Here is an 18169-nt window from a genome sequence, read left to right on the forward strand (position 1 = left end):
GCCAGGCTGCTGCATGTGCTTCTATAAGAAGCGGAACTGTGCTTCTATTAATCCGTTATAAATACCGTCGTGCTTGGTGAGCTCAGCATGGTTGCCTTCTTCCTTGATCTCGCCGTGATCCAGCACCACGATCTTATCCGCATGGCGGATGGTCGAGAGGCGGTGGGCGACGATGAAGGAGGTCCGGCCCTGAAGCAGCAGCTTCAGCGCTTCCTGAATCTTGATCTCCGTCTCCGTATCAATGCTGGCGGTCGCTTCATCCAGAATCAGAATCCGCGGATCAGCCAGCAGCGCCCGGGCGAAGGACAGCAGCTGGCGTTGTCCCATGGACAGTGCGCTTCCCCGCTCCTCTACCTCGGTATCATAACCGGCAGGCAGCTTGACGATGAAATCATGGGCGTCTACAGCCTTAGCGGCCGCTTCAATCTCTTCGTCCGTGGCATCCAGCCGCCCGAAGCGGATGTTGTCGCGGATCGTTCCCGAGAAGATGAAGGTATCCTGCAAGACTATCCCGATCTGTTCGCGCAGACTCTGGAGTGTAACCTCGCGGATATCCCGTCCATCAATGGTGATGCCGCCGCTCTTGATATCATAGAACCGGCCGATCAGGTTGATGATCGTGCTTTTGCCGGAGCCGGTATGTCCTACGAGTGCAATGGATTGGCCTGCCTGGACATCCAGGTTAATGCCCTTGAGAGCCGCACGGCCCTTCTCATATTCAAACACAACATTATCGAAGTGAATATCTCCCTTAATCTTGGACAGCGGAGTTGCTCCCGGCTTATCCTGAACCGCAGGCTGTTCGTCGAGATATTCGAAGATCCGCTCGGAGGAGGCCATCGCCACCAGCAGCTGATTGTACATCTGTCCCAGCCGGTTGATCGGGTCCCAGAAGTTGCTGACATAACTGCTGAAGGCGACCAGGAAGCCGACCGTAAGCTCTCCCGACTGAATCAGGTACGCCCCGAACCAGAAGAGAATCATCGTCCCGAAGCCGCCGGTGACTTCAATGATCGGACCGAATGCCTGGTTCATGGCTGAGGCCTTGTTCCACGACTTCCGGCTGTCCATATTCATGGCATCGAAATAATGCATGTTCTCTTCTTCCTGCGTGTAGGCCTGGGTGACGCGAATCCCCTGAATTGACTCATTCAGATGGGAGTTGATCCGCGAGTTCTTCATACGCACATCCTGCCAGGCAATACGGATTCTCTGCCGCAGCTTGGTCGAGATCAGGAACATAATGGGCACCGTAATCATCACGGCCAGCCCCAGCTTCCAGTTGATCAGCAGCAGAATTATCATAATGCCGAACAGCTGCACACAGTCAATCATTAGATTGACGACCCCGTTGGTGAACAAATCCTGCAGCGAGTTAATATCATTGGTCACCCGGACCAGGACTGATCCGGCCGGACGTTTATCAAAGAAGTTGAAGGACAGCTTCTGGATATGCCGGAACAGGTCCGAGCGCAGATCATAGATCACCCGCTGGCCGATCACATTCGTATATTTGATCCGGTATACACCCGCAATCCATTGAATCAGATACAGAATGATTACACTGGCTGTGAGCGTGTAGAGCAGCGTCAAGCTGGTGTTTCCGTCTTTTGGAGCAATCGCTTTATCAATCGCCATACTGGTCAGGAATGGAACCGTCAGCTTGGTAATCGTCCCCAGAATCATCATGATCGAGACCAGCGGCAGCATCTGCCTCGCATATGGCTTCATATAACTGAATAAGCGGGTGAACTGCTTCCAGTCAAAAGCCTTGTCGATCACATCATCGTCTTTGTAGATAAAACGTTCTTCAAGCGTCTGTTCTTCAACCTTACTGTTGTCGGTATTTAATACGCCGTCAGCGGTCTGCTTGGAGGTCTCAAGACTCATGCCGGATCACCCGCCTCTCGCTTTATATCCCTGGCTAAATAATCGGCATACTGAATCCGGTACACATCCTGGTAAGGTCCCGGGACCGCGATCAATTCCTGATGGGTGCCCTGCTGGACCATTCTCCCTTCATTCATGACAATGATCTGATCGGCATGACGCAGGGAGGAGATCCGGTGGGCAATAATCAAGGTGGTCCGTCCGCGCATAACCTCCTGGAACCCGGCCTGAATCTCATGCTCTGTCTCCATGTCCACCGCACTGGTGGCATCATCCAGAATAAGAATCCGCGGATTCTTGAGCAGTGCGCGCGCGATGGCAATCCGCTGCTTTTGGCCGCCCGAGAGACCCATTCCCCGCTCCCCGACTACCGTATCGTAGCCTTCCGGCATCTCCATAATGAAGTCATGCGCCTTCGCCAGCTCGGCGGCACGGATGATCTCATCCATGCTGACATTCTTCAGTCCATAAGAGATATTATTGCGGATCGATGAGGAGAACAGGAAGGTCTCCTGGAATACCGTCGATATTTGCGAGCGCAGACTACGGACCTGGAACTCACGGATATCCACGCCATCGAGCTTGATACTGCCCTGATTCACATCATAAGCACGCATCATGAGCTGGGTAATCGTGGATTTACCGGATCCCGTTCCGCCAAGGAATCCAATGACCGCACCAGGCTCCGCATGGAAATGAATATCCTTGACTGCCGGCATTTTGTTGCCGTAAGCGAAGGTGACATGATCGAACTCCACCTCACCCTTCACTTCTGCCGCTGCAAGCTCGCGGGCATTCTCTTGATCCCGGACATCGATTGTCTGATTCAGCACTTCCAGCACACGTTCGCCAGAGGCCTTCGACTGGGTATAGTTATTGATGTGGAACCCGAGTCCCCAGACCGGACCGATGATGTACCAGATCAGGCTAAAGAACGCAACCAGCTCACCCAGCGACATCTGCTTGTTGATAACCAGCGTACCGCCGACACCCAGCAGGATTGCTACACTGACTGACGCAAGCAGCTCCATGAACGGGAAGAATTTACTCCACAGCTCGGCCGCAAAAATCTGATTATCTTTATAACGTTCATTACGGTGTGAGAATTTCTCAACTTCGTAGGCCTCTCTGGCAAACGATTTGACCGTTCTTACCCCGGTGACATTCTCCTGTACAGCCGTTGTCAGGGAACTTAACGCCAGGCGCATCTCCTGAAAGGCCGGATGAATCTTGGATTCAAATCTGAGTGCGACTACCGCCAGAAACGGCATTGTGATCAGAGTAACCAGCGTCAGCTGCCAATTGATGGTAAACATCATAATGGAGCCGAACAAAACCATGAAAAATACATTCAGCAGTTGGGCAAATCCGAACCCGATAAACATCCGGATCGCTTCCAAATCCCCGGTCAGCCGGGACATCAGGTCACCTGTCTTCGCCGTATCATAATAACGGAAGGACAGAAATTGCAGCTTCTCATAGCAGGCATTGCGCAGCCGGTAGGCCAGGAAATTCCCCAGCCGTCCGCCAAAAAATCCATGGGCAAACTGCAGGCACGCCTTGACAATAATGACAGCAAGCACACTGAGAGCGAGTACGGGCACCTCAGTAAACTTTAGGGGAACAATAACATCATCGATCAATCTCCTTAACAAATTGGGGGTAATAAGCCCCACTGCAGTTGCGGCCGCCAAACATACAATCGACAGAATCAGATAGTGCAGCTTCTCCCGATAAAAGCCCCGCAGTTGCCTGAGAACATCCATATCTCTCCTCCTTAAAGCTTTACGAAGTAAAGCTGGCTCCGTAAGCATAAACTTAGCTTTACGAAGTAACCTGCTCCGTAAGCATAAACTTGGTCTCTAAATATCGCACCGTAAGCTAGCTTTTTTAGCGCTTCCAATTTAGTGACTTTAAGCAGTTTATCATCCCTAATTTAATGCGGCAAAGGGGAGAAACCACCGTTTTCCCTCTTTTTCCGGAATAAACCGGGCTTAAGCAGGGGCTAATGGACGCCCGTAGTTTTAAATGCTGCTATTTCCTCGCAAATACTGCTCAATTAAGATATAGCAAGATTCAACGATGCGAAGCAGCTTTTTGAAAGCCCAATAAAAGGTATTTTATGTTCCTATAAAACACAAAAGTGCCCACAGAGCTTTGACCAACCTGCATCAAAGTTCTGTGGACACTCACTGTATATCGCCTGGTTATTGAAAGAAGCAGCTAGTTACCCGATACTGCCTTCCATTTCAAACTTGATCAATCTGTTCATCTCGACCGCATATTCCATCGGCAGCTCTTTGGTGAACGGCTCGATGAAGCCCATAATAATCATCTGCGTGGCATCAGCTTCGGAGAGACCGCGGCTCATGAGGTAGAATAGCTGCTCCTCAGATACCTTGGAGACCGTCGCTTCGTGCTCAAGCACAATGTTATCGTTCATGATCTCATTGTAAGGAATCGTGTCCGAGGTGGACTCATTATCCAGAATGAGCGTATCGCATTTGATATTGGATTTCGCGCCTTCTGCCTTGCGGCCGAAGGAAGCGAGTCCACGGTACGTGACCTTGCCGCCGTGCTTGCTGATCGACTTGGATACGATGGTTGAGGTGGTATCCGGTGCCAAGTGGATCATTTTGGCGCCTGCATCCTGATGCTGATTCTTGCCCGCTACCGCGATGGACAATACAGAACCCTTGGCTCCACGGCCTTTCAGAACAACCGCAGGATATTTCATAGTCAGCTTGGAGCCGATGTTGCCATCTACCCATTCCATCGTAGCATTCTCTTCGGCAACCGCACGCTTGGTAACGAGGTTGTAGATGTTCGGTGCCCAGTTCTGAATGGTGGTATAACGGACACGGGCGTTCTTCATGCAGAGAATTTCAACCACTGCACTATGCAGCGAGTTCGTGCTGTAGATCGGGGCAGTACAGCCTTCAACGTAATGCACGAAGCTGTCTTCGTCTGCCAGAATCAGAGTACGCTCGAATTGTCCCATATTCTCGGAGTTGATGCGGAAGTAAGCCTGCAAAGGAACTTCACACTTCACACCCTTCGGAACATAGATGAAGCTGCCTCCAGACCAAACGGCACTGTTAAGTGCGGCGAACTTGTTGTCTGCAGGCGGAATGATTGTACCGAAGAACTTCTTGAACAGCTCAGGATGATCACGCAGTGCGGAATCCGTATCTGTGAAGATCACACCCTGATCCTCCAGGTTCTGCTGCATGCTGTGATAGACTACCTCAGATTCATACTGTGCAGAGACACCGGCAAGGAACTTCTGCTCCGCTTCCGGAATTCCCAGCTTGTCAAAGGTCTCTTTGATCTCGGAAGGTACCTCCTCCCAAGTCTTGCCCTGCTTCTCGGAAGGTCTAACATAATATTGGATATCCTCGAAATCCAGATCATCCAGATTGCCGCCCCACTTCGGCATTGGCATCTTACGGAACTGCTCCAGGGATTTCAGCCGGAATTCCAGCATCCATTCCGGCTCGTTTTTGATTGCGGAGATTTCCCGGACGATTTCTTCCGTGAGTCCTTTACCAGACTGAAATATCGACTTGTGCTCGTCACGGAATCCGTACTGGTATTCCTCCATATCAGGCGCTTTCTTAGCCATGGTGTCAGCCTCCTTGTGTGTAATATTATTTTATAAGCTTCTTTGCGTATCTATGCCTTTGCGAAGCGCGTTCCAGGCCAGAGTGGCACATTTGATCCGCGCCGGAAATTTATTAACACCGGACAGGGCTTCAATATCTTCGTAGTCACCGAAATCTGCTTCCTCACCCTTCATTAGAGAGGAGAAGCTGTCGGCCATCTCAAGCGCATGCGCTATCGATTGGCCCTTGACCGCTTCCGTCATCATCGAAGCCGACGACATGCTGATTGAACAGCCTTCGCCGCTGAAACGGGCGTCCTGGACGACGCCATCCTCCACCTTAAGCTGAAGCGTAATGCGGTCGCCGCAGGTAGGGTTATTGAGCTCAATCTTAAGTGCGTCATCTTCAAATGAGCCGCGATTCCGGGGATTTTTGTAATGATCCATAATTACGCCTCTATATAAGTCATCCAAGTTCATAGCTGAAATACTCCTTTGCCTTAAGTAAGGCTTGAACCAGCGCATCTACATCCTGTTCAGTGTTGTACAGGTAGAAGCTCGCCCGGGCGGTGGAGCTAACCTCCAGCCAGCGCATGAGCGGCTGGCAGCAATGATGCCCCGCGCGGACAGCCACGCCTTCCGCATCCAGCACGGTGGCCACATCATGCGGATGAACATCACCCAGGTTGAAGGTGACTACCCCCACCTGACGGTTGCGGGGACCATAGATCGTCAGATCACTGACCTCCGACAGCCGCTGCTCCGCATATGCTGCAAGCTGCATTTCGTGGCGGTGAATCTCATCCATCCCGACCTCCTGCAGGAAATCAATCGCTGCTCCTAAGCCGACGGCACCAGCAATAATCGGTGTTCCGCCTTCGAACTTCCACGGCAGCTCCTTCCAGGTAGACTCATACAGCCCGACATCATCAATCATCTCGCCGCCGAATTCAACCGGCTCCATAGCTTCCAGCAGCGCCTTCTTGCCGTAGAGAGCACCGATACCAGTAGGCGCAAGCATCTTGTGCCCGGACAAGGCGTAGAAATCGCAATCCAGGTCCTGCACATCCACCTTCAGGTGCGGTGTGCTCTGTGCACCGTCCACCACGATTACTGCACCGTTCCGGTGGGCAATCGCTGCAAGCTCTTTGATAGGATGAGTAACGCCCATGACATTGGATACATACGCAATGGCTACGATCTTGGTCCGGGCAGTAATCGTCTGCTCGGCATCCTCCAGCGTGATCGTACCGTCCTTTTGCAGCGGCAGGAATTTCAGGGTAGCCCCGGTGTTCTTGGCCAGCTGCTGCCAGGGAATGAAATTGCTGTGATGCTCCATCTGGGTAATCACGATCTCATCCCCTTCCTTCAGGACGGAAGGACCGTAAGAGGAAGCTACAATATTAAGCGCGGTCGTTGTCCCGCGTGTGAAGATAATTTCCTTCACACTGCGGGCATTAATGAAGTTCTTCAGCTTCTCGCGGGCACCTTCGTACGCATCGGTTGCCCGGCTCCCCAGGGTATGCACCCCGCGGTGTACGTTGGCATTATCCCATTCGTAGTAAGACTTGACCGCCTCAATGACCTGGCGCGGCTTCTGTGAAGTGGCCGCACTGTCCAGGTAGACCAGCGGATGGCCGTTGATCTTCTGGTTCAGGATGGGAAACTGCTCCCGGATCTGACTGCTAATCATTGGCCTAACTTCCTTTCCACAAGAGATTGGAGCTGATTGCGCAGTCCCTCCAGTGGAATTTGCGATACAACAGGTGCAAGGAAGCCGTATATGATCAGTGTTTCTGCGTCATGCCGCGATAATCCCCGGGACATCAGATAATAGACTTGCTCGTAATTGACCTGTCCTACGGAAGCGGCATGGCCTGCGGTTACATCATCTTCATCTATAAGGAGGATCGGGTTGGCGTCTCCGCGCGCTTTGGGGCTTAGCATCAGAACCTTCTCTGTCTGCTGTCCGTCAGCTCTGGTAGCGCCCTTCTCAATCTTCGTAATTCCGTTAATAATCGAGGTTGCTGAATCCCGCATAACAGCACGCGTGATCATGTCACTTGGTGTATTTCTGCCGAAGTGCTGGGCTTGTGTAGTATAGCTCAGCTTCTGCGAACCGGAGCCTACAGCAATGACCTTCGCATCTGAGCTTGAGCCGTTGCCTTTAAGCACCGATTTGGTATCGCTGGCTGTATCTCCATAGTTCATCTCACCGATGATCCATTCAATGGTGCCGTCATTCTCCACAACGGCGCGGCGGTACGTCACATCCGTTGTATCCTGCCCCAGCTGATGTACGGTAGCGTATCTCACAGTGGCACCTGCACCTACGAATACTTCAACGGCTCCGTTATGCAGACCCGCTTCAGTCTTATCCGATACGTAGTTATCCACGTAGGTCAACGAACTGTTAGTATCGGCAACAATCAGAATATGCGGTACAAAGGCAGCTTCAGCGTCATCTGTGAGCAGAACCGCCTGCAGCGGAGTCTCGATGACAACATTCTTCGGAACATAGAGGAATACCCCGCCGTTCCATAGTGCTGCATGCAGTGCGGCGATGGAGTGCTCTTCCGGCAATACTGCCTTATGCAGATAACGCTGAACAAGGTCTCCATGCTCTCTGACTGCAGTCTGCAAATCGGTGAAAATAACACCTTGCGCAGCCAGCTCCGGAGCCAGTCGGGCATATACAGCCCCTGAATTCCGTTGAATAATCAGGCTGCCTTCCTCTTGTCCTTCAATCAGCCCGGCAATAGAAGCCGGTGCATCTTGAAGTGCCGCCAGCGCCTGGCTTGGCTTGTATTCCCCGTAGTTGTTGATATTCCAGCGGTCAATCCGTGTCTTCTCCAGCTTCGGCAGGTCAAGCCCTGCGGCAAGCTCCAGAGCCTTCAAACGGCTGTCCTTCAGCCAGCCCGGTTCGCCGCTGCTCTGCGATTGTGCGCCGAGCTGCTGTGCATCCACGGGAAGAATGGTTTGCGTCGTCATAAGTGGTTTCCTCCTTCCAGCGTTTCTAAGCTTCTTGTCCTACAGTTTCGTCTTCAATGCCGAGCTCTTCCTTGATCCATTCGTAACCTTCTGCTTCCAGTTTCTGTGCCAGCTCAGGACCGCCGGATTTCACAATCCGTCCCTGCATCATGACATGCACATAGTCAGGTTTGATATAATTAAGCAACCGCTGATAGTGGGTAATAACTAGGAATCCGCGTTCCGGGCTGCGCATGGAGTTCACGCCATCAGCAACAATTTTGAGTGCGTCAATATCAAGGCCGGAGTCAATTTCGTCAAGAATGACGATCTTAGGGTCCAGCATCATCATTTGCAGAATCTCGTTACGCTTCTTCTCCCCGCCGGAGAAGCCTTCATTCAGATAACGGTGCAGGAATTCAGGGTTCATATCCAGTTCTTTCATCTTGGCTTCCATCTGGCGGATGAAGCGGATCAGTGAGATCTCACTGCCCTCTTCACGGCGCGAGTTAATCGCACTGCGCAGGAAGTCGGAGTTCGTCACTCCGCTGATTTCACTTGGATATTGCATCCCGAGGAACAACCCGGCGCGGGCGCGCTCATCCACTGCCATCTCCAGCAGATCTTCACCTTCGAGCAAGGCCGTACCTTCTGTAACCACATACTTGGGATGACCCATCAGAGCTGAGGCCAGCGTACTTTTACCAGTACCATTCGGTCCCATCACGGCGTGAATTTCTCCGCCCTTCATCTGAAGGTTAATCCCCTTCAGAATTTCTTTTCCTTCAATCGTCGCTTTCAGTCCCTCAATGACAAATTCTGCTGCCATAATTATTATTCCCTCCATTGATCGATTTGCGAAATCAGAAAGTTGTATTGTCACAGGTTAACCCTGATTACAAGCAATTAGATTTTATATCACATTATAATTATTATAAAGTGAATCAGGATGATTATCAATGATTCTCACTAATTTTATTACATCGGCCCTTTTTTATCAAATTAATTAATGGTTATCTTCACTGCGGGAATAGGAAAAACGGAATTTGAATACCGCTTATGTTCCCCCGCTTCAAGTACTGCGACGATCCGTTCCAGCGGACGAAGCCCGAAGGACTCACACCGCTTCCGGTCATAGACCCATTCCGGAATCCTGCGGCGCACCTGCCACCCTTCAGACCGGGCCAGCAGTTGAAAATTCTGTATCAGGCTGCACACCGCGGCATAATCCTCGTCCTGCTTGTGCGGGTCCGTCTCTTCTCTGGCTACGACCAGCAGAAACGGCGGTGAAGGTGCCTCTTCAGAGAACTGCAGTTTGCCTGATGCCTCTGTCTTATCACCCGTTACATAGATGAACCGCCAAGGCTCCCGCATGCCGTCATTCGGTGCCCAGACCGCCTCATTCAGCAGCCTAAGGACATTGTACGCGGAGAAAGGAGCGGCATCCTCAAGCTGGCGGCTGTCTTCCCCGATAATCGTCCATTTCCGTTCTGCCGGTGTTCTTTTCCGTCCTCGCGGCGCTTTGTCGAAGGAGCCGATTTCCAGTATCCCCGCAAACCGCTCTCCTTCACGCCAGCCGATGAGCTTATAGAACGATTCGCTCAGAATCAAGGGATCTGTGTACCACAGCATCCCCAGCCCCTGTTCCCAGCCCAGAAGCTGAACCGTTTGCATGATGCTGCTGACCGCCGCGTAATTCTCATCCCGCTCCCGCTCCGTGCCGGCGGACTCGGCAATGAAGATTACATGAGCGGGAGTACCCGTGATTTGCCTTCTTAGAAGATCTGTCATTGGGGCAGGAAGGAGCTTCCCCAGCCGGCCGCCCGTCACCTTCGCCATCATGGATTCAGCCAGCTCTTCACGGGACTCGGGAGTGCCGAAGTAAAGACAGCGCCAGTGCGGCGTTCCTTCGGACTCGTATAAGCCAGCCGCCTCATTTACCAAGGAAATAATCCGTTCTTGTTCAACCGGCGCAGCGCTGAATCTCCGAATGGTCCGCCGTTCCCTAACCGTTGTGGACACATCCTTCATCTTCATCCCCCCAAAATATCGTTTGGCATTCAATAATTAATATTGTTTACCAGTTAACTATATTTTGAAAGAAATACGATGTCAATCTTTATTATTTAGTTTAAGATCAGCAATTTACCATAAATACATTGTCTGAATATTTAGTTTACACGTTAATAATTTTAAGTTAGAATAAAGGTACTTTGCAGAAAGGAGATGCTAAGCCCCATGCATTCCTCTGAAGGACTTAAGCGGCTGCTGTATGACCGTTTTCTCCACCTCTCCCATTTAGTTGAAGAGACTTTCGTAACCGAAATGGATGTATTTACGGATCTCACACGGAAGTACGGGATTACTCTCACTTCAACCAGCTTGACCAGTATTCATGTCATCGACTGCATTGGCAATCACGAGCCTGTCAACAGCACTACCATCGCGGAGAGCTTGAAATTGTCCAAGGCGAGCATCACTAAGATCAGCACCAAGCTTCTCCAGGATGGCTGCATTAAGCGGAGCCGGATGAATGACAACAAGAAAGAAATCTACTTCAGCCTTACTCCTAAAGGCAGACAGCTCTTTGAACTCCACGCCCGGATGCACGAGAACCTGGAGGAGAAATTCATTGAGAAAATGGGTGAATTCTCGGAACCGGAGCTGCAGGCTTCACTGAAATTCATTCAAATGATGATTGATGAGAATAGAATGCTCCCCCTGAATCTTAGTGAATTAGAGTAGAAAGGGCTACGCTGCCCTTTTAAAGGGGATCATGCGAAGCACATGAATCCTTATATTTTGAAAAATAAATAAAGCCTCCCTTCAGGGGAGACTTTATTCCTATATTCAAATCATTGTGCTGCTTATCCCGCAATCATCCCAGGAAAGCGCGCAGCATCCACTGGTTCTTCTCCAGATCCGTGCGGATCTTGATGAACAGGTCTGCCGTAGGCTGGTCGCTGATTTCTTCCGCCAGCTCGATGCCCTCTGTCAGTTCTTCCGCTACTGTAGCGAAATCTTCGATCAGCGCCTGAACCATACCGCGGGCATCTTCTTTGCCTGTGGCTTCCTGAATGGTAGCCAGTTCCAGATATTCTTTCATAGTTGCTGCAGGGCTGCCTTTGATGCTCAGCAAGCGCTCAGCTACCTCGTCCATTTTGAGTGTAATATCATCGTACAGCTCTTCGAACTTCACATGCAGGGCGAAGAACTGCTCCCCCTTCACATACCAGTGATAGTTATGCACTTTCACATACAATACGTTCAGGTTGGCAACCTGACGGTTCAGTACCTGTTCCAATGAAGCGGTGTTCACTTTGTTTGATGCTTTAGCCATGAGATGATCCCTTCCTTATCCATTAAATTTAGCCGGCTGCTTGTCCATTGTCCGGCCTTGCAGTTGTCTATTCTCCATTTACCCTTTTGCTTGGAGGGCGAAACAAGCCTGGCCCCGGACAATCCCTCTTCCCCGCCGCCGGCTGCATGCTTGTGTCTTCACCCGTAGGATGAACCAAGCAAGCGCCGGTTATGCTAATTGATGCGGTTCAAGACAGAATAAAGTCAGCCAAGGGGCCGGGAAGCTCCTTGGCTGACTACACATTGCTATGTGCCTTACATCATTAGCAGCAGGGCCTCTGCACCGGACATGCCCGGAACGATTCCCAGCTTCTCTGCTTCTATAGTTACGGACTCCAGCGGCGCGGCCAGCAGCTGTTGAAGCGTGCGCACCCCGACAGCCCTTGCCGCAATAATCTTCCGGTCGCTCAGCACCTCGTTCAGCAGTCCTATGTCCAGCGCCCCGCACATGATATATCCCTTGTCTGTGCTGATGCTGAGCAGCGTCGTTTTGGGCAGCTTCACCTCAACCCCCACCAGGACATGATCGCCCACCTGCATGGGCTCTATTGTTACCATCTGCAGCACCTCCTCCTTTCACATTCACGTTGTAGGTTATGCGTACGGTTCAGGCCACGTGTGGACGATTGTCCTAGTTCATGGAGAAATCGGAGGGTCAGAAGTCCTTATTTCTATGCAGGAGGGTATATAATTTCCGCTTATTTAATGGTATAGTTTATACACTAATTTAAATTAAAGAAATCGTGATTAACGATTAAGCTGGGGGATTAATGGATAAGAAACTACAACATACCGACGGCAATTATCTTTTCAATGTCGACATCCTGATTAATGCCCGCACCAACCCGCTTGCGCTGCAATTCCTGCTTGAAATGTTGAATTCAAGCGACAAAGTCACTGATTTCAACATCAACTCCGGGCTGGAGCTTGGAAGAGCCATCGATCATCTGCTGAAGTCTGCAAAAATGGCTCTGAAGAATGACAGCTTCACACCTGCTCCGGTGCCAGTGAAATTGCCGGAGAAGCCGGCAGACTCTCAGGCAGCCAAGCCTGCGGAGAAGCCCGCAGCCAAGAAGCCTGCAGCAGCTCCGGCAGAAACTCCAGCAGATGTATTCGGCAAAATCAGACAGTACATTCAGAATAACCAGCTCGTCCGGCTGCGTGCGAACCGGCATGGCAAACAGGTATCCATGCCCTGCCGTATTCTGAACTTAGACGAAACGGAGAATTCGCTGAGTGTATACCATGTAGACGAGAAGCAGGTCTACACGTTCAAGCTTAATGAAATCGATGAATTTCTGTAAGAGAAAGAAGCACCCGCTCCGGGTTCCGGGGCGGGTGCTTCTTTCTCTTACGATTATTTTGGCGGATACGCAGCTCTTGCCGCACTTATTCACTTCTTGCGCGAGAAGGCCTCCAAGGCCAGGCAAATCCAGCCCGCAATGAAGCATACGCCTCCCAGCGGAGTGATTGCTCCGAGAACCTTGACACCGGAAATACTGAGGATGTACAAGCTGCCCGAGAACAGGACAACCCCGGCAACCATCAGCCGCCCTGCCCAGCGCAGACGGACACTTTCGCCCCACTGCCCAGCGGTAAGCCCGATAAGTATCAAGGCCAGCGCATGGAACATATGATACTGGACGCCCGTCTCGTACACCTGCAGATAGTGCTCACTGATTACAGGCTTCAGGATATGCGATCCGAACGCGCCTATGGCAACAGACAGCATACCCAGCAAGGCTCCCCAGCCCACCAATCTTCGTTGCATGGATATACAGCTCCTTCCCTGAGTTGAACTTCTCCTATCTTAACAATCAGCTTCGCCTTTTGCCAGCCGCATCATTCTGTAGCTTGTATTCCTGAGGACTTGCATTTAGAGCGCTGTTATGATGAAGTGGTAGTAATAACCTATTACACCCCAAGGAGTGCAGCCAAATGGACTATCATACACCTCCCAAATCGGACACCGCCGCAACCGAGCCTGCAAGATGGGGCTCTTCTGAACAAGACATGAACCCGGATTATGTATACCAGGAGAACAAACGCGACTATAAGCACTCGGGCCCCGGTATCGCTTCGTTCGTAATAGCTCTACTTACATTGGTCTGCTATGCCATTACCTTCGTGTATGTAGGAGCGCAAGCGTCTTCTCTGATGAATGAGCATAATAAACTGATTGCCGATTCGGCAGAAACGATTATGTATTTGGGCCTGACGATGCTGATCCTGGTCGCAGTGAATATCATCGGGGCGGTTACCGGTATTATCGGCCTGACCCTGCGCAGACGGCGCAAGGTTTTTGCTATTATCGGCACCATCATCAACGCCGGCTTCCTCCTTCTGTTCATGCTTCTGCTATCCGTTGTTCTGGTAAATGCCGGAGCATCATGATAACTCGTGTACGCAAACACAGCATATCCCTTTGAACCGGGACATGCTGTGTTTTGTTGTGGAGCCTTATATACAGAGCTGGACGCTTAGATCTCGAACTCTTCGCTTGAATCGGACAGTCCGCCGTTCTGCACGCCAGAGCTGTTGGCTACCGCAAGCACGTATACCTTATACTTGGTGCCTTTGACAATCGGATTACCGTTAATATCTCTGGCTGCAGCCGCTATAGAGAGATTGCTTCCGTTAGGGACTGCTGATCTGTAGTATGAGGATTGCACGCCAAGGGCTTCTGCACTACCGAAGCTCTGCTTGGAAGGGACTACGAATACCCGGTATTCGGAAATATTCGACTCACGGGCAGACTTGGTGAAGTTAACCACAAGTTTGCCGTTATCCATGCCGTAGGTCACATTTGTCACGGAGGTGACTGGAAGCTTAGCCGATAAGGTAATGGCTGCCGATCCCTCCGATAATACATTAGCTCCCTGGTAGCTGCCGTTTCTGACAGTCAATACATATACCCGGTAGCTGATTCCCGGCTTGATGGCTGCGCCGCGTACGTCCTTGGCTGAGCTATCGAGCACCTGATTGGTGCTGTCCCCGGATGTACCTGCGGTTGTATAATTCCCCGCATTATTCGCATCCGACAAGCTGAAGCTGTTGTAATAATTCATAGGCACCACCAGAATCCGGTAATGGCTGATGTAGGATTCGTCTCCGGCATGATTGAACGATACTCTCAGATCACGGCCGTCTCCATAATCGTTCACATCACTCACACTTAGATTCGATATGGCACTGAGGCCGGAGGTATTCACCAGCGTAATCGCCGGAGAAGCAGCGGATAGCACATTCGAACCCGAATTGTTCCAGTTGCCTGCCGCGAGCACATACACCTTGTAGCTGGTTCCGTTCCTGATCAGGGAACCGCGAACATCTCTGCTGGAAGAATTCAGGATCTGTTCGGTATAGGTTCCTGATGTGTTTACCGCCGTATAATTCGCACTGGATACGTTATTCGCATCATTTAAGCTGAAGCTGCTGTAATAATTCACAGGCACCACCAGAATGCGGTATTGGCTAATATTGGTCTCGTCTGTAGCATGGTTGAAGGTAACCTTCAAATCCCGCCCGTCATTATAATCATTCACATCGGTCACGTTCAGGTTGGATACCCCTGCATTGGCCAGTGTAAGGGCCGTTGAAGCAGGTGACAGCACATTATTCGCAGCATTGCTGCTGTCAACCGCCAGTACGTATACCCGGTAGCTGACACCCGTCTTGATCAGCGCTCCATCTGTATCTCTGGAGCCGGAGGAGAGGTTCAGGCTGATGTTGTTCCCCGTCTTGTTGATCTGCGTGTAATTGCTGCTGGAGACCGCATTGGCTCTGCCCAGGTCAAACACTGTGGAATTGGACGCTTTGACTACGAAGATCCGGTAAGAGCTTATCTTGCTCTCATCGGCCAGCTTGTTGAAGCTGACTGAGAGATCCCGGCCATCCCCGTAATCACTGGTATCCGTTGCCTGGACGGTGCCCAGTGCCGGAACTGCCTTGTTCTGCAATGTAATAACGGCAGCTGCACTGGAGAGGGCACTGGTATTGTTGCCTTTGCCGACTGTCACTACATATACGCTATATCCCTGATTATTCTTAATCAGGTCACCGTCGATCGTTCTGGCGGCAGCGTTCAGCTTCACAACAGGATTAGCTCCTGTTACCAGAGCAACGGAGTAGTTATTGGCACCTACTGCCAGTGCAGACGACAGGTTCAGTGAAGTACCGGTCTTGGCGACAAGCACTCGGTATTGATCCACCAGCGATTCGTCAGCCGCACGGTTGAAGCTGATCTGCAGATCCCGGCCGTCTCCATAATCGCTGATATCCTGGGCGGTTACTCCCGATACCGGAGCCGCATTCCCGCCTACCGGAACCGGAGTGGTGATCGTGACAATCTGCGCAGCCGGATTCCAGCCGACCTCGCGGCCGAGCGCTTCACTTACGAAGCGTGTAGGCACCATTGTGCGGCCCTTCAGATTCTGGCCCGGCACATCCAGGCTGACTGCCTTGTTGTTGATGGTTGCGATCTTGGAGCCAATCTTCAGTACAATCGTTGTATCGTTCTGGGAAGCTGTTACTGTCTGTGTCTTCTGATTCCACTTGATGTCGGCATTGAAGGCTTCAAAGATAGCCCGCAGCGGAACCATGGTCCGTCCGTTCACCATTACCGGCGGCTGGTCTGTGGACAAGGTCACTCCATCAATAATAACCCTGATGGGTTTTGCTGCTGCCTGGGCCGGAGCCTGAAACAACATCGGGAACACCAATAATCCTGCTACAATCGAAATCCATAACTTTTTCACAAGCTCACCCTCCCGGATAGGAAAACAATCTCAATTTCTATCTCTTTGACGCAAGCCGGGCGGAAAAAGTTTCTCTCTGAACCGGTTACAAAAAAATAACCTTTGGAGCCGATTCCAAAGGCGGCAAAAAGAACTGCAATGGCGGATACCCATGGGGTATTCCGCCATTGCAGCCCGGGTTCGGGTTCAGGGCACTCTGCCGAATCAGTCCGCTTTGGCCAGACTGGACAATACCCGCTGAATCACGACAGGATCTTTTCCGACTATTTTTTCCACATAAGTAAATACTACAGGATCATCCATCTCAAGTCCTTCCGGCGCATCCGCTGTGCCTGCACCGAGTTCAAAGGCCGTCGGCCCTTCTTCTGTCACAATCTCCACGGAATGGGTATCCATCTGCCCGACATAAGTGCCTGAGCCCTGGATCTTCTCTGACTCTGCGGCTGCGGAAGGACCAGGCTTCAGCACCGGACTGGCGAGAGGTAACGCCACTGTCTGTACAGGGATTCCCGATGAGCCTGCTGAGGACGATTCTCCGGGGGCTTCCGCAGGGCTGTTCCCGCCGCAAGCCGTCAGGGTGAGCATCAATACAGCGATTGCTGTCATAGCGGGTAGCGTACGCTCTAGTCTCATGATGTGTACCTCCTCTGTTGGTTGTGTGCTGCTTACCTTACCTATGGATTACCCCATAAGCCGGGTAGTGTAAACTTGCCGTTACGGGCTGGGCATCAGCCGTACGCACAGAAGCGCCGGACTAATACAATAGATGAAGAGCCTTATTCAGCATTTGAAGGAGTGGTATCCCTTGAGAATCGATATCGGCTGCGGCCCCGGCAAAGAGTCAGGGTATCTGGGAATCGACCGCACACAGTACCCCGGGGTGGATATCGTCTGCGATATTTGCGAAGGAATCCCCCTGCCCGACAATACGGCTGAATTCGTTATGGCCAGCCGGGTGATGCCTTATGTGAACGATCTGTTTGCAGCGATGTCAGAGATTTATAGAATAAGCACACACCAAGCGGTTGTGTGTATTCTCTCACCCTATGCCCATAGCTTCCCGCATGCCTCCAACCCTATGTTTAAGCAAAAGTTCGATGAGTATACCCCACGGTATTTCACCGGCCGCTTCTTCCAGCCCTATCAGAGCCCGCTGTGCCCGGAGATCCCGGATTATCCCGTGCCGCTGCCGCCGTTTGACTTCAGACTGCTGCGGATGGAGCTGTTCTATCAATATCCGTATGATGACAATCTGTATGATGCGGAAGAGCTCGAGGTTCTGAAGACGCTGCAGTCCAATGTCATTCACGAAATTATGTACCACTTCGCCGTCATTAAGCGGGAGATTACCGATGAGGAACTGGAGGCGATGAGCCGGAAGGTGCTGCCTGAACCACAGGCACTGCTGGCGCGCCGGCTTCGGCTGCAGAACAGGAAATATATGTTATAAAATTCGGGATGGACATACAAGATTGCCCAAAACGGAACATAGGTTAATACAACACAAGCAAGATGGCATATCGGCTCACACAGGAGCCGGTCTGCTTTTTTTTGAAAATAGAAGAATTTATTTGTTTCACATGATAAC

Annotated in this window: 17 protein-coding genes; 4 read left to right on the plus strand and 13 right to left on the minus strand. The window is 51.3% G+C overall.

Annotated features, from left to right (window positions below; translation table 11 throughout):
• Positions 1-21: 21 nt before the first annotated feature.
• The 8 genes from J2Z70_RS11370 to J2Z70_RS11405 all read right to left on the minus strand — a co-directional run bounded on the left by J2Z70_RS11370 (position 22) and on the right by J2Z70_RS11405 (position 10495).
• Positions 22-1890: an ABC transporter ATP-binding protein gene (locus tag J2Z70_RS11370; protein ID WP_245368155.1), complete on the minus strand. Its 1869-nt coding sequence runs from the start codon at positions 1888-1890 to the stop codon at positions 22-24.
• A complete protein-coding gene (locus J2Z70_RS11375; RefSeq protein WP_209872782.1) occupies positions 1887-3656 on the minus strand; it encodes an ABC transporter ATP-binding protein in 1770 nt (589 codons plus the stop codon). The genes J2Z70_RS11370 and J2Z70_RS11375 overlap by 4 nt, the downstream gene beginning before the upstream one ends.
• A gap of 461 nt (positions 3657-4117) precedes the next feature.
• On the minus strand, positions 4118-5515 hold the full coding sequence (sufB, locus tag J2Z70_RS11380) for a Fe-S cluster assembly protein SufB (RefSeq protein ID WP_036721442.1): 1398 nt from the start codon (positions 5513-5515) through the stop codon (positions 4118-4120).
• Between the two features lie 30 nt (positions 5516-5545).
• Entirely contained in the window at positions 5546-5974 is a 429-nt protein-coding gene (sufU, locus tag J2Z70_RS11385) for a Fe-S cluster assembly sulfur transfer protein SufU (RefSeq protein ID WP_209872785.1), read from the minus strand.
• Positions 5961-7187 (minus strand): cysteine desulfurase, encoded by a 1227-nt coding sequence (locus J2Z70_RS11390; protein WP_076079079.1) that lies wholly within the window; start codon positions 7185-7187, stop codon positions 5961-5963. Before J2Z70_RS11390 ends, sufU begins: the two co-directional genes overlap by 14 nt.
• Positions 7184-8485 carry a Fe-S cluster assembly protein SufD gene (gene sufD / locus J2Z70_RS11395; protein ID WP_036721436.1) on the minus strand — a complete coding sequence of 434 codons (1302 nt, stop codon included), beginning with the start codon at positions 8483-8485 and terminating at the stop codon, positions 7184-7186. Before sufD ends, J2Z70_RS11390 begins: the two co-directional genes overlap by 4 nt.
• 25 nt (positions 8486-8510) lie before the next feature.
• Positions 8511-9293, minus strand: coding sequence for a Fe-S cluster assembly ATPase SufC (sufC, locus tag J2Z70_RS11400; RefSeq protein ID WP_036721433.1), 783 nt, complete (start codon positions 9291-9293; stop codon positions 8511-8513).
• A 173-nt stretch (positions 9294-9466) separates the two neighbouring features.
• Positions 9467-10495 carry a nitroreductase family protein gene (locus J2Z70_RS11405; protein WP_209872788.1) on the minus strand — a complete coding sequence of 343 codons (1029 nt, stop codon included), beginning with the start codon at positions 10493-10495 and terminating at the stop codon, positions 9467-9469.
• A 207-nt stretch (positions 10496-10702) separates the two neighbouring features.
• On the opposite strand from J2Z70_RS11405, the gene J2Z70_RS11410 reads away from it, so the two are divergent.
• On the plus strand, positions 10703-11209 hold the full coding sequence (locus J2Z70_RS11410) for a MarR family transcriptional regulator (RefSeq protein WP_209872791.1): 507 nt from the start codon (positions 10703-10705) through the stop codon (positions 11207-11209).
• A gap of 133 nt (positions 11210-11342) precedes the next feature.
• Here the strand turns inward: J2Z70_RS11410 and J2Z70_RS11415 are convergent, their stop codons facing one another.
• Positions 11343-11804 (minus strand): Dps family protein, encoded by a 462-nt coding sequence (locus tag J2Z70_RS11415; protein WP_036692784.1) that lies wholly within the window; start codon positions 11802-11804, stop codon positions 11343-11345.
• 275 nt (positions 11805-12079) lie between these two features.
• Positions 12080-12382, minus strand: coding sequence for a YunC family protein (locus tag J2Z70_RS11420; RefSeq protein ID WP_209872793.1), 303 nt, complete (start codon positions 12380-12382; stop codon positions 12080-12082).
• A 212-nt stretch (positions 12383-12594) separates the two neighbouring features.
• On the opposite strand from J2Z70_RS11420, the gene J2Z70_RS11425 reads away from it, so the two are divergent.
• On the plus strand, positions 12595-13128 hold the full coding sequence (locus J2Z70_RS11425) for a hypothetical protein (protein WP_209872795.1): 534 nt from the start codon (positions 12595-12597) through the stop codon (positions 13126-13128).
• 89 nt (positions 13129-13217) lie between these two features.
• Here J2Z70_RS11425 and J2Z70_RS11430 read toward each other — a convergent pair whose 3' ends face one another.
• Positions 13218-13595, minus strand: coding sequence for a DUF423 domain-containing protein (locus tag J2Z70_RS11430; RefSeq protein WP_036721421.1), 378 nt, complete (start codon positions 13593-13595; stop codon positions 13218-13220).
• Positions 13596-13762: 167 nt separating this feature from the next.
• Between J2Z70_RS11430 and J2Z70_RS11435 the strand changes: the two genes are divergently transcribed.
• Entirely contained in the window at positions 13763-14218 is a 456-nt protein-coding gene (locus J2Z70_RS11435) for a hypothetical protein (protein ID WP_036721420.1), read from the plus strand.
• Between the two features lie 86 nt (positions 14219-14304).
• On the opposite strand, the gene J2Z70_RS11440 is transcribed toward J2Z70_RS11435, so the two are convergent.
• A complete protein-coding gene (locus tag J2Z70_RS11440; RefSeq protein WP_209872798.1) occupies positions 14305-16581 on the minus strand; it encodes a stalk domain-containing protein in 2277 nt (758 codons plus the stop codon).
• Positions 16582-16785: 204 nt separating this feature from the next.
• Positions 16786-17214, minus strand: a complete 429-nt coding sequence (locus J2Z70_RS11445; RefSeq protein WP_209872801.1) for a hypothetical protein — start codon at positions 17212-17214, stop codon at positions 16786-16788.
• 172 nt (positions 17215-17386) lie between these two features.
• Here J2Z70_RS11445 and J2Z70_RS11450 point away from each other — a divergent pair, with 172 nt between their 5' ends.
• The gene (locus tag J2Z70_RS11450; RefSeq protein ID WP_209872804.1) at positions 17387-18031 is read left to right on the plus strand and encodes a methyltransferase domain-containing protein; all 645 of its coding nucleotides are present in this window, start codon (positions 17387-17389) and stop codon (positions 18029-18031) included.
• The last annotated feature ends 138 nt before the right edge of the window (positions 18032-18169 follow it).

Origin of the sequence: Paenibacillus silagei (genome assembly GCF_017874735.1) — a bacterium.
GTDB classification, from domain to species: Bacteria; Bacillota; Bacilli; order Paenibacillales; family Paenibacillaceae; genus Paenibacillus_AQ; species Paenibacillus_AQ silagei.

Excerpts from the sequence above, each read along its gene's own strand:
- J2Z70_RS11370 (WP_245368155.1), bottom strand. The coding sequence starts at position 1,890 with ATGAGTCTTGAGACCTCCAAGCAGACCGCTGACGGCGTATTAAATACC.
- J2Z70_RS11375 (WP_209872782.1), bottom strand. The coding sequence starts at position 3,656 with ATGGATGTTCTCAGGCAACTGCGGGGCTTTTATCGGGAGAAGCTGCAC.
- sufB (WP_036721442.1), bottom strand. The coding sequence starts at position 5,515 with ATGGCTAAGAAAGCGCCTGATATGGAGGAATACCAGTACGGATTCCGT.
- sufU (WP_209872785.1), bottom strand. The coding sequence starts at position 5,974 with ATGAACTTGGATGACTTATATAGAGGCGTAATTATGGATCATTACAAA.
- J2Z70_RS11390 (WP_076079079.1), bottom strand. The coding sequence starts at position 7,187 with ATGATTAGCAGTCAGATCCGGGAGCAGTTTCCCATCCTGAACCAGAAG.
- sufD (WP_036721436.1), bottom strand. The coding sequence starts at position 8,485 with ATGACGACGCAAACCATTCTTCCCGTGGATGCACAGCAGCTCGGCGCA.
- sufC (WP_036721433.1), bottom strand. The coding sequence starts at position 9,293 with ATGGCAGCAGAATTTGTCATTGAGGGACTGAAAGCGACGATTGAAGGA.
- J2Z70_RS11405 (WP_209872788.1), bottom strand. The coding sequence starts at position 10,495 with ATGAAGGATGTGTCCACAACGGTTAGGGAACGGCGGACCATTCGGAGA.
- J2Z70_RS11410 (WP_209872791.1), top strand. The coding sequence starts at position 10,703 with ATGCATTCCTCTGAAGGACTTAAGCGGCTGCTGTATGACCGTTTTCTC.
- J2Z70_RS11415 (WP_036692784.1), bottom strand. The coding sequence starts at position 11,804 with ATGGCTAAAGCATCAAACAAAGTGAACACCGCTTCATTGGAACAGGTA.
- J2Z70_RS11420 (WP_209872793.1), bottom strand. The coding sequence starts at position 12,382 with ATGGTAACAATAGAGCCCATGCAGGTGGGCGATCATGTCCTGGTGGGG.
- J2Z70_RS11425 (WP_209872795.1), top strand. The coding sequence starts at position 12,595 with ATGGATAAGAAACTACAACATACCGACGGCAATTATCTTTTCAATGTC.
- J2Z70_RS11430 (WP_036721421.1), bottom strand. The coding sequence starts at position 13,595 with ATGCAACGAAGATTGGTGGGCTGGGGAGCCTTGCTGGGTATGCTGTCT.
- J2Z70_RS11435 (WP_036721420.1), top strand. The coding sequence starts at position 13,763 with ATGGACTATCATACACCTCCCAAATCGGACACCGCCGCAACCGAGCCT.
- J2Z70_RS11445 (WP_209872801.1), bottom strand. The coding sequence starts at position 17,214 with ATGAGACTAGAGCGTACGCTACCCGCTATGACAGCAATCGCTGTATTG.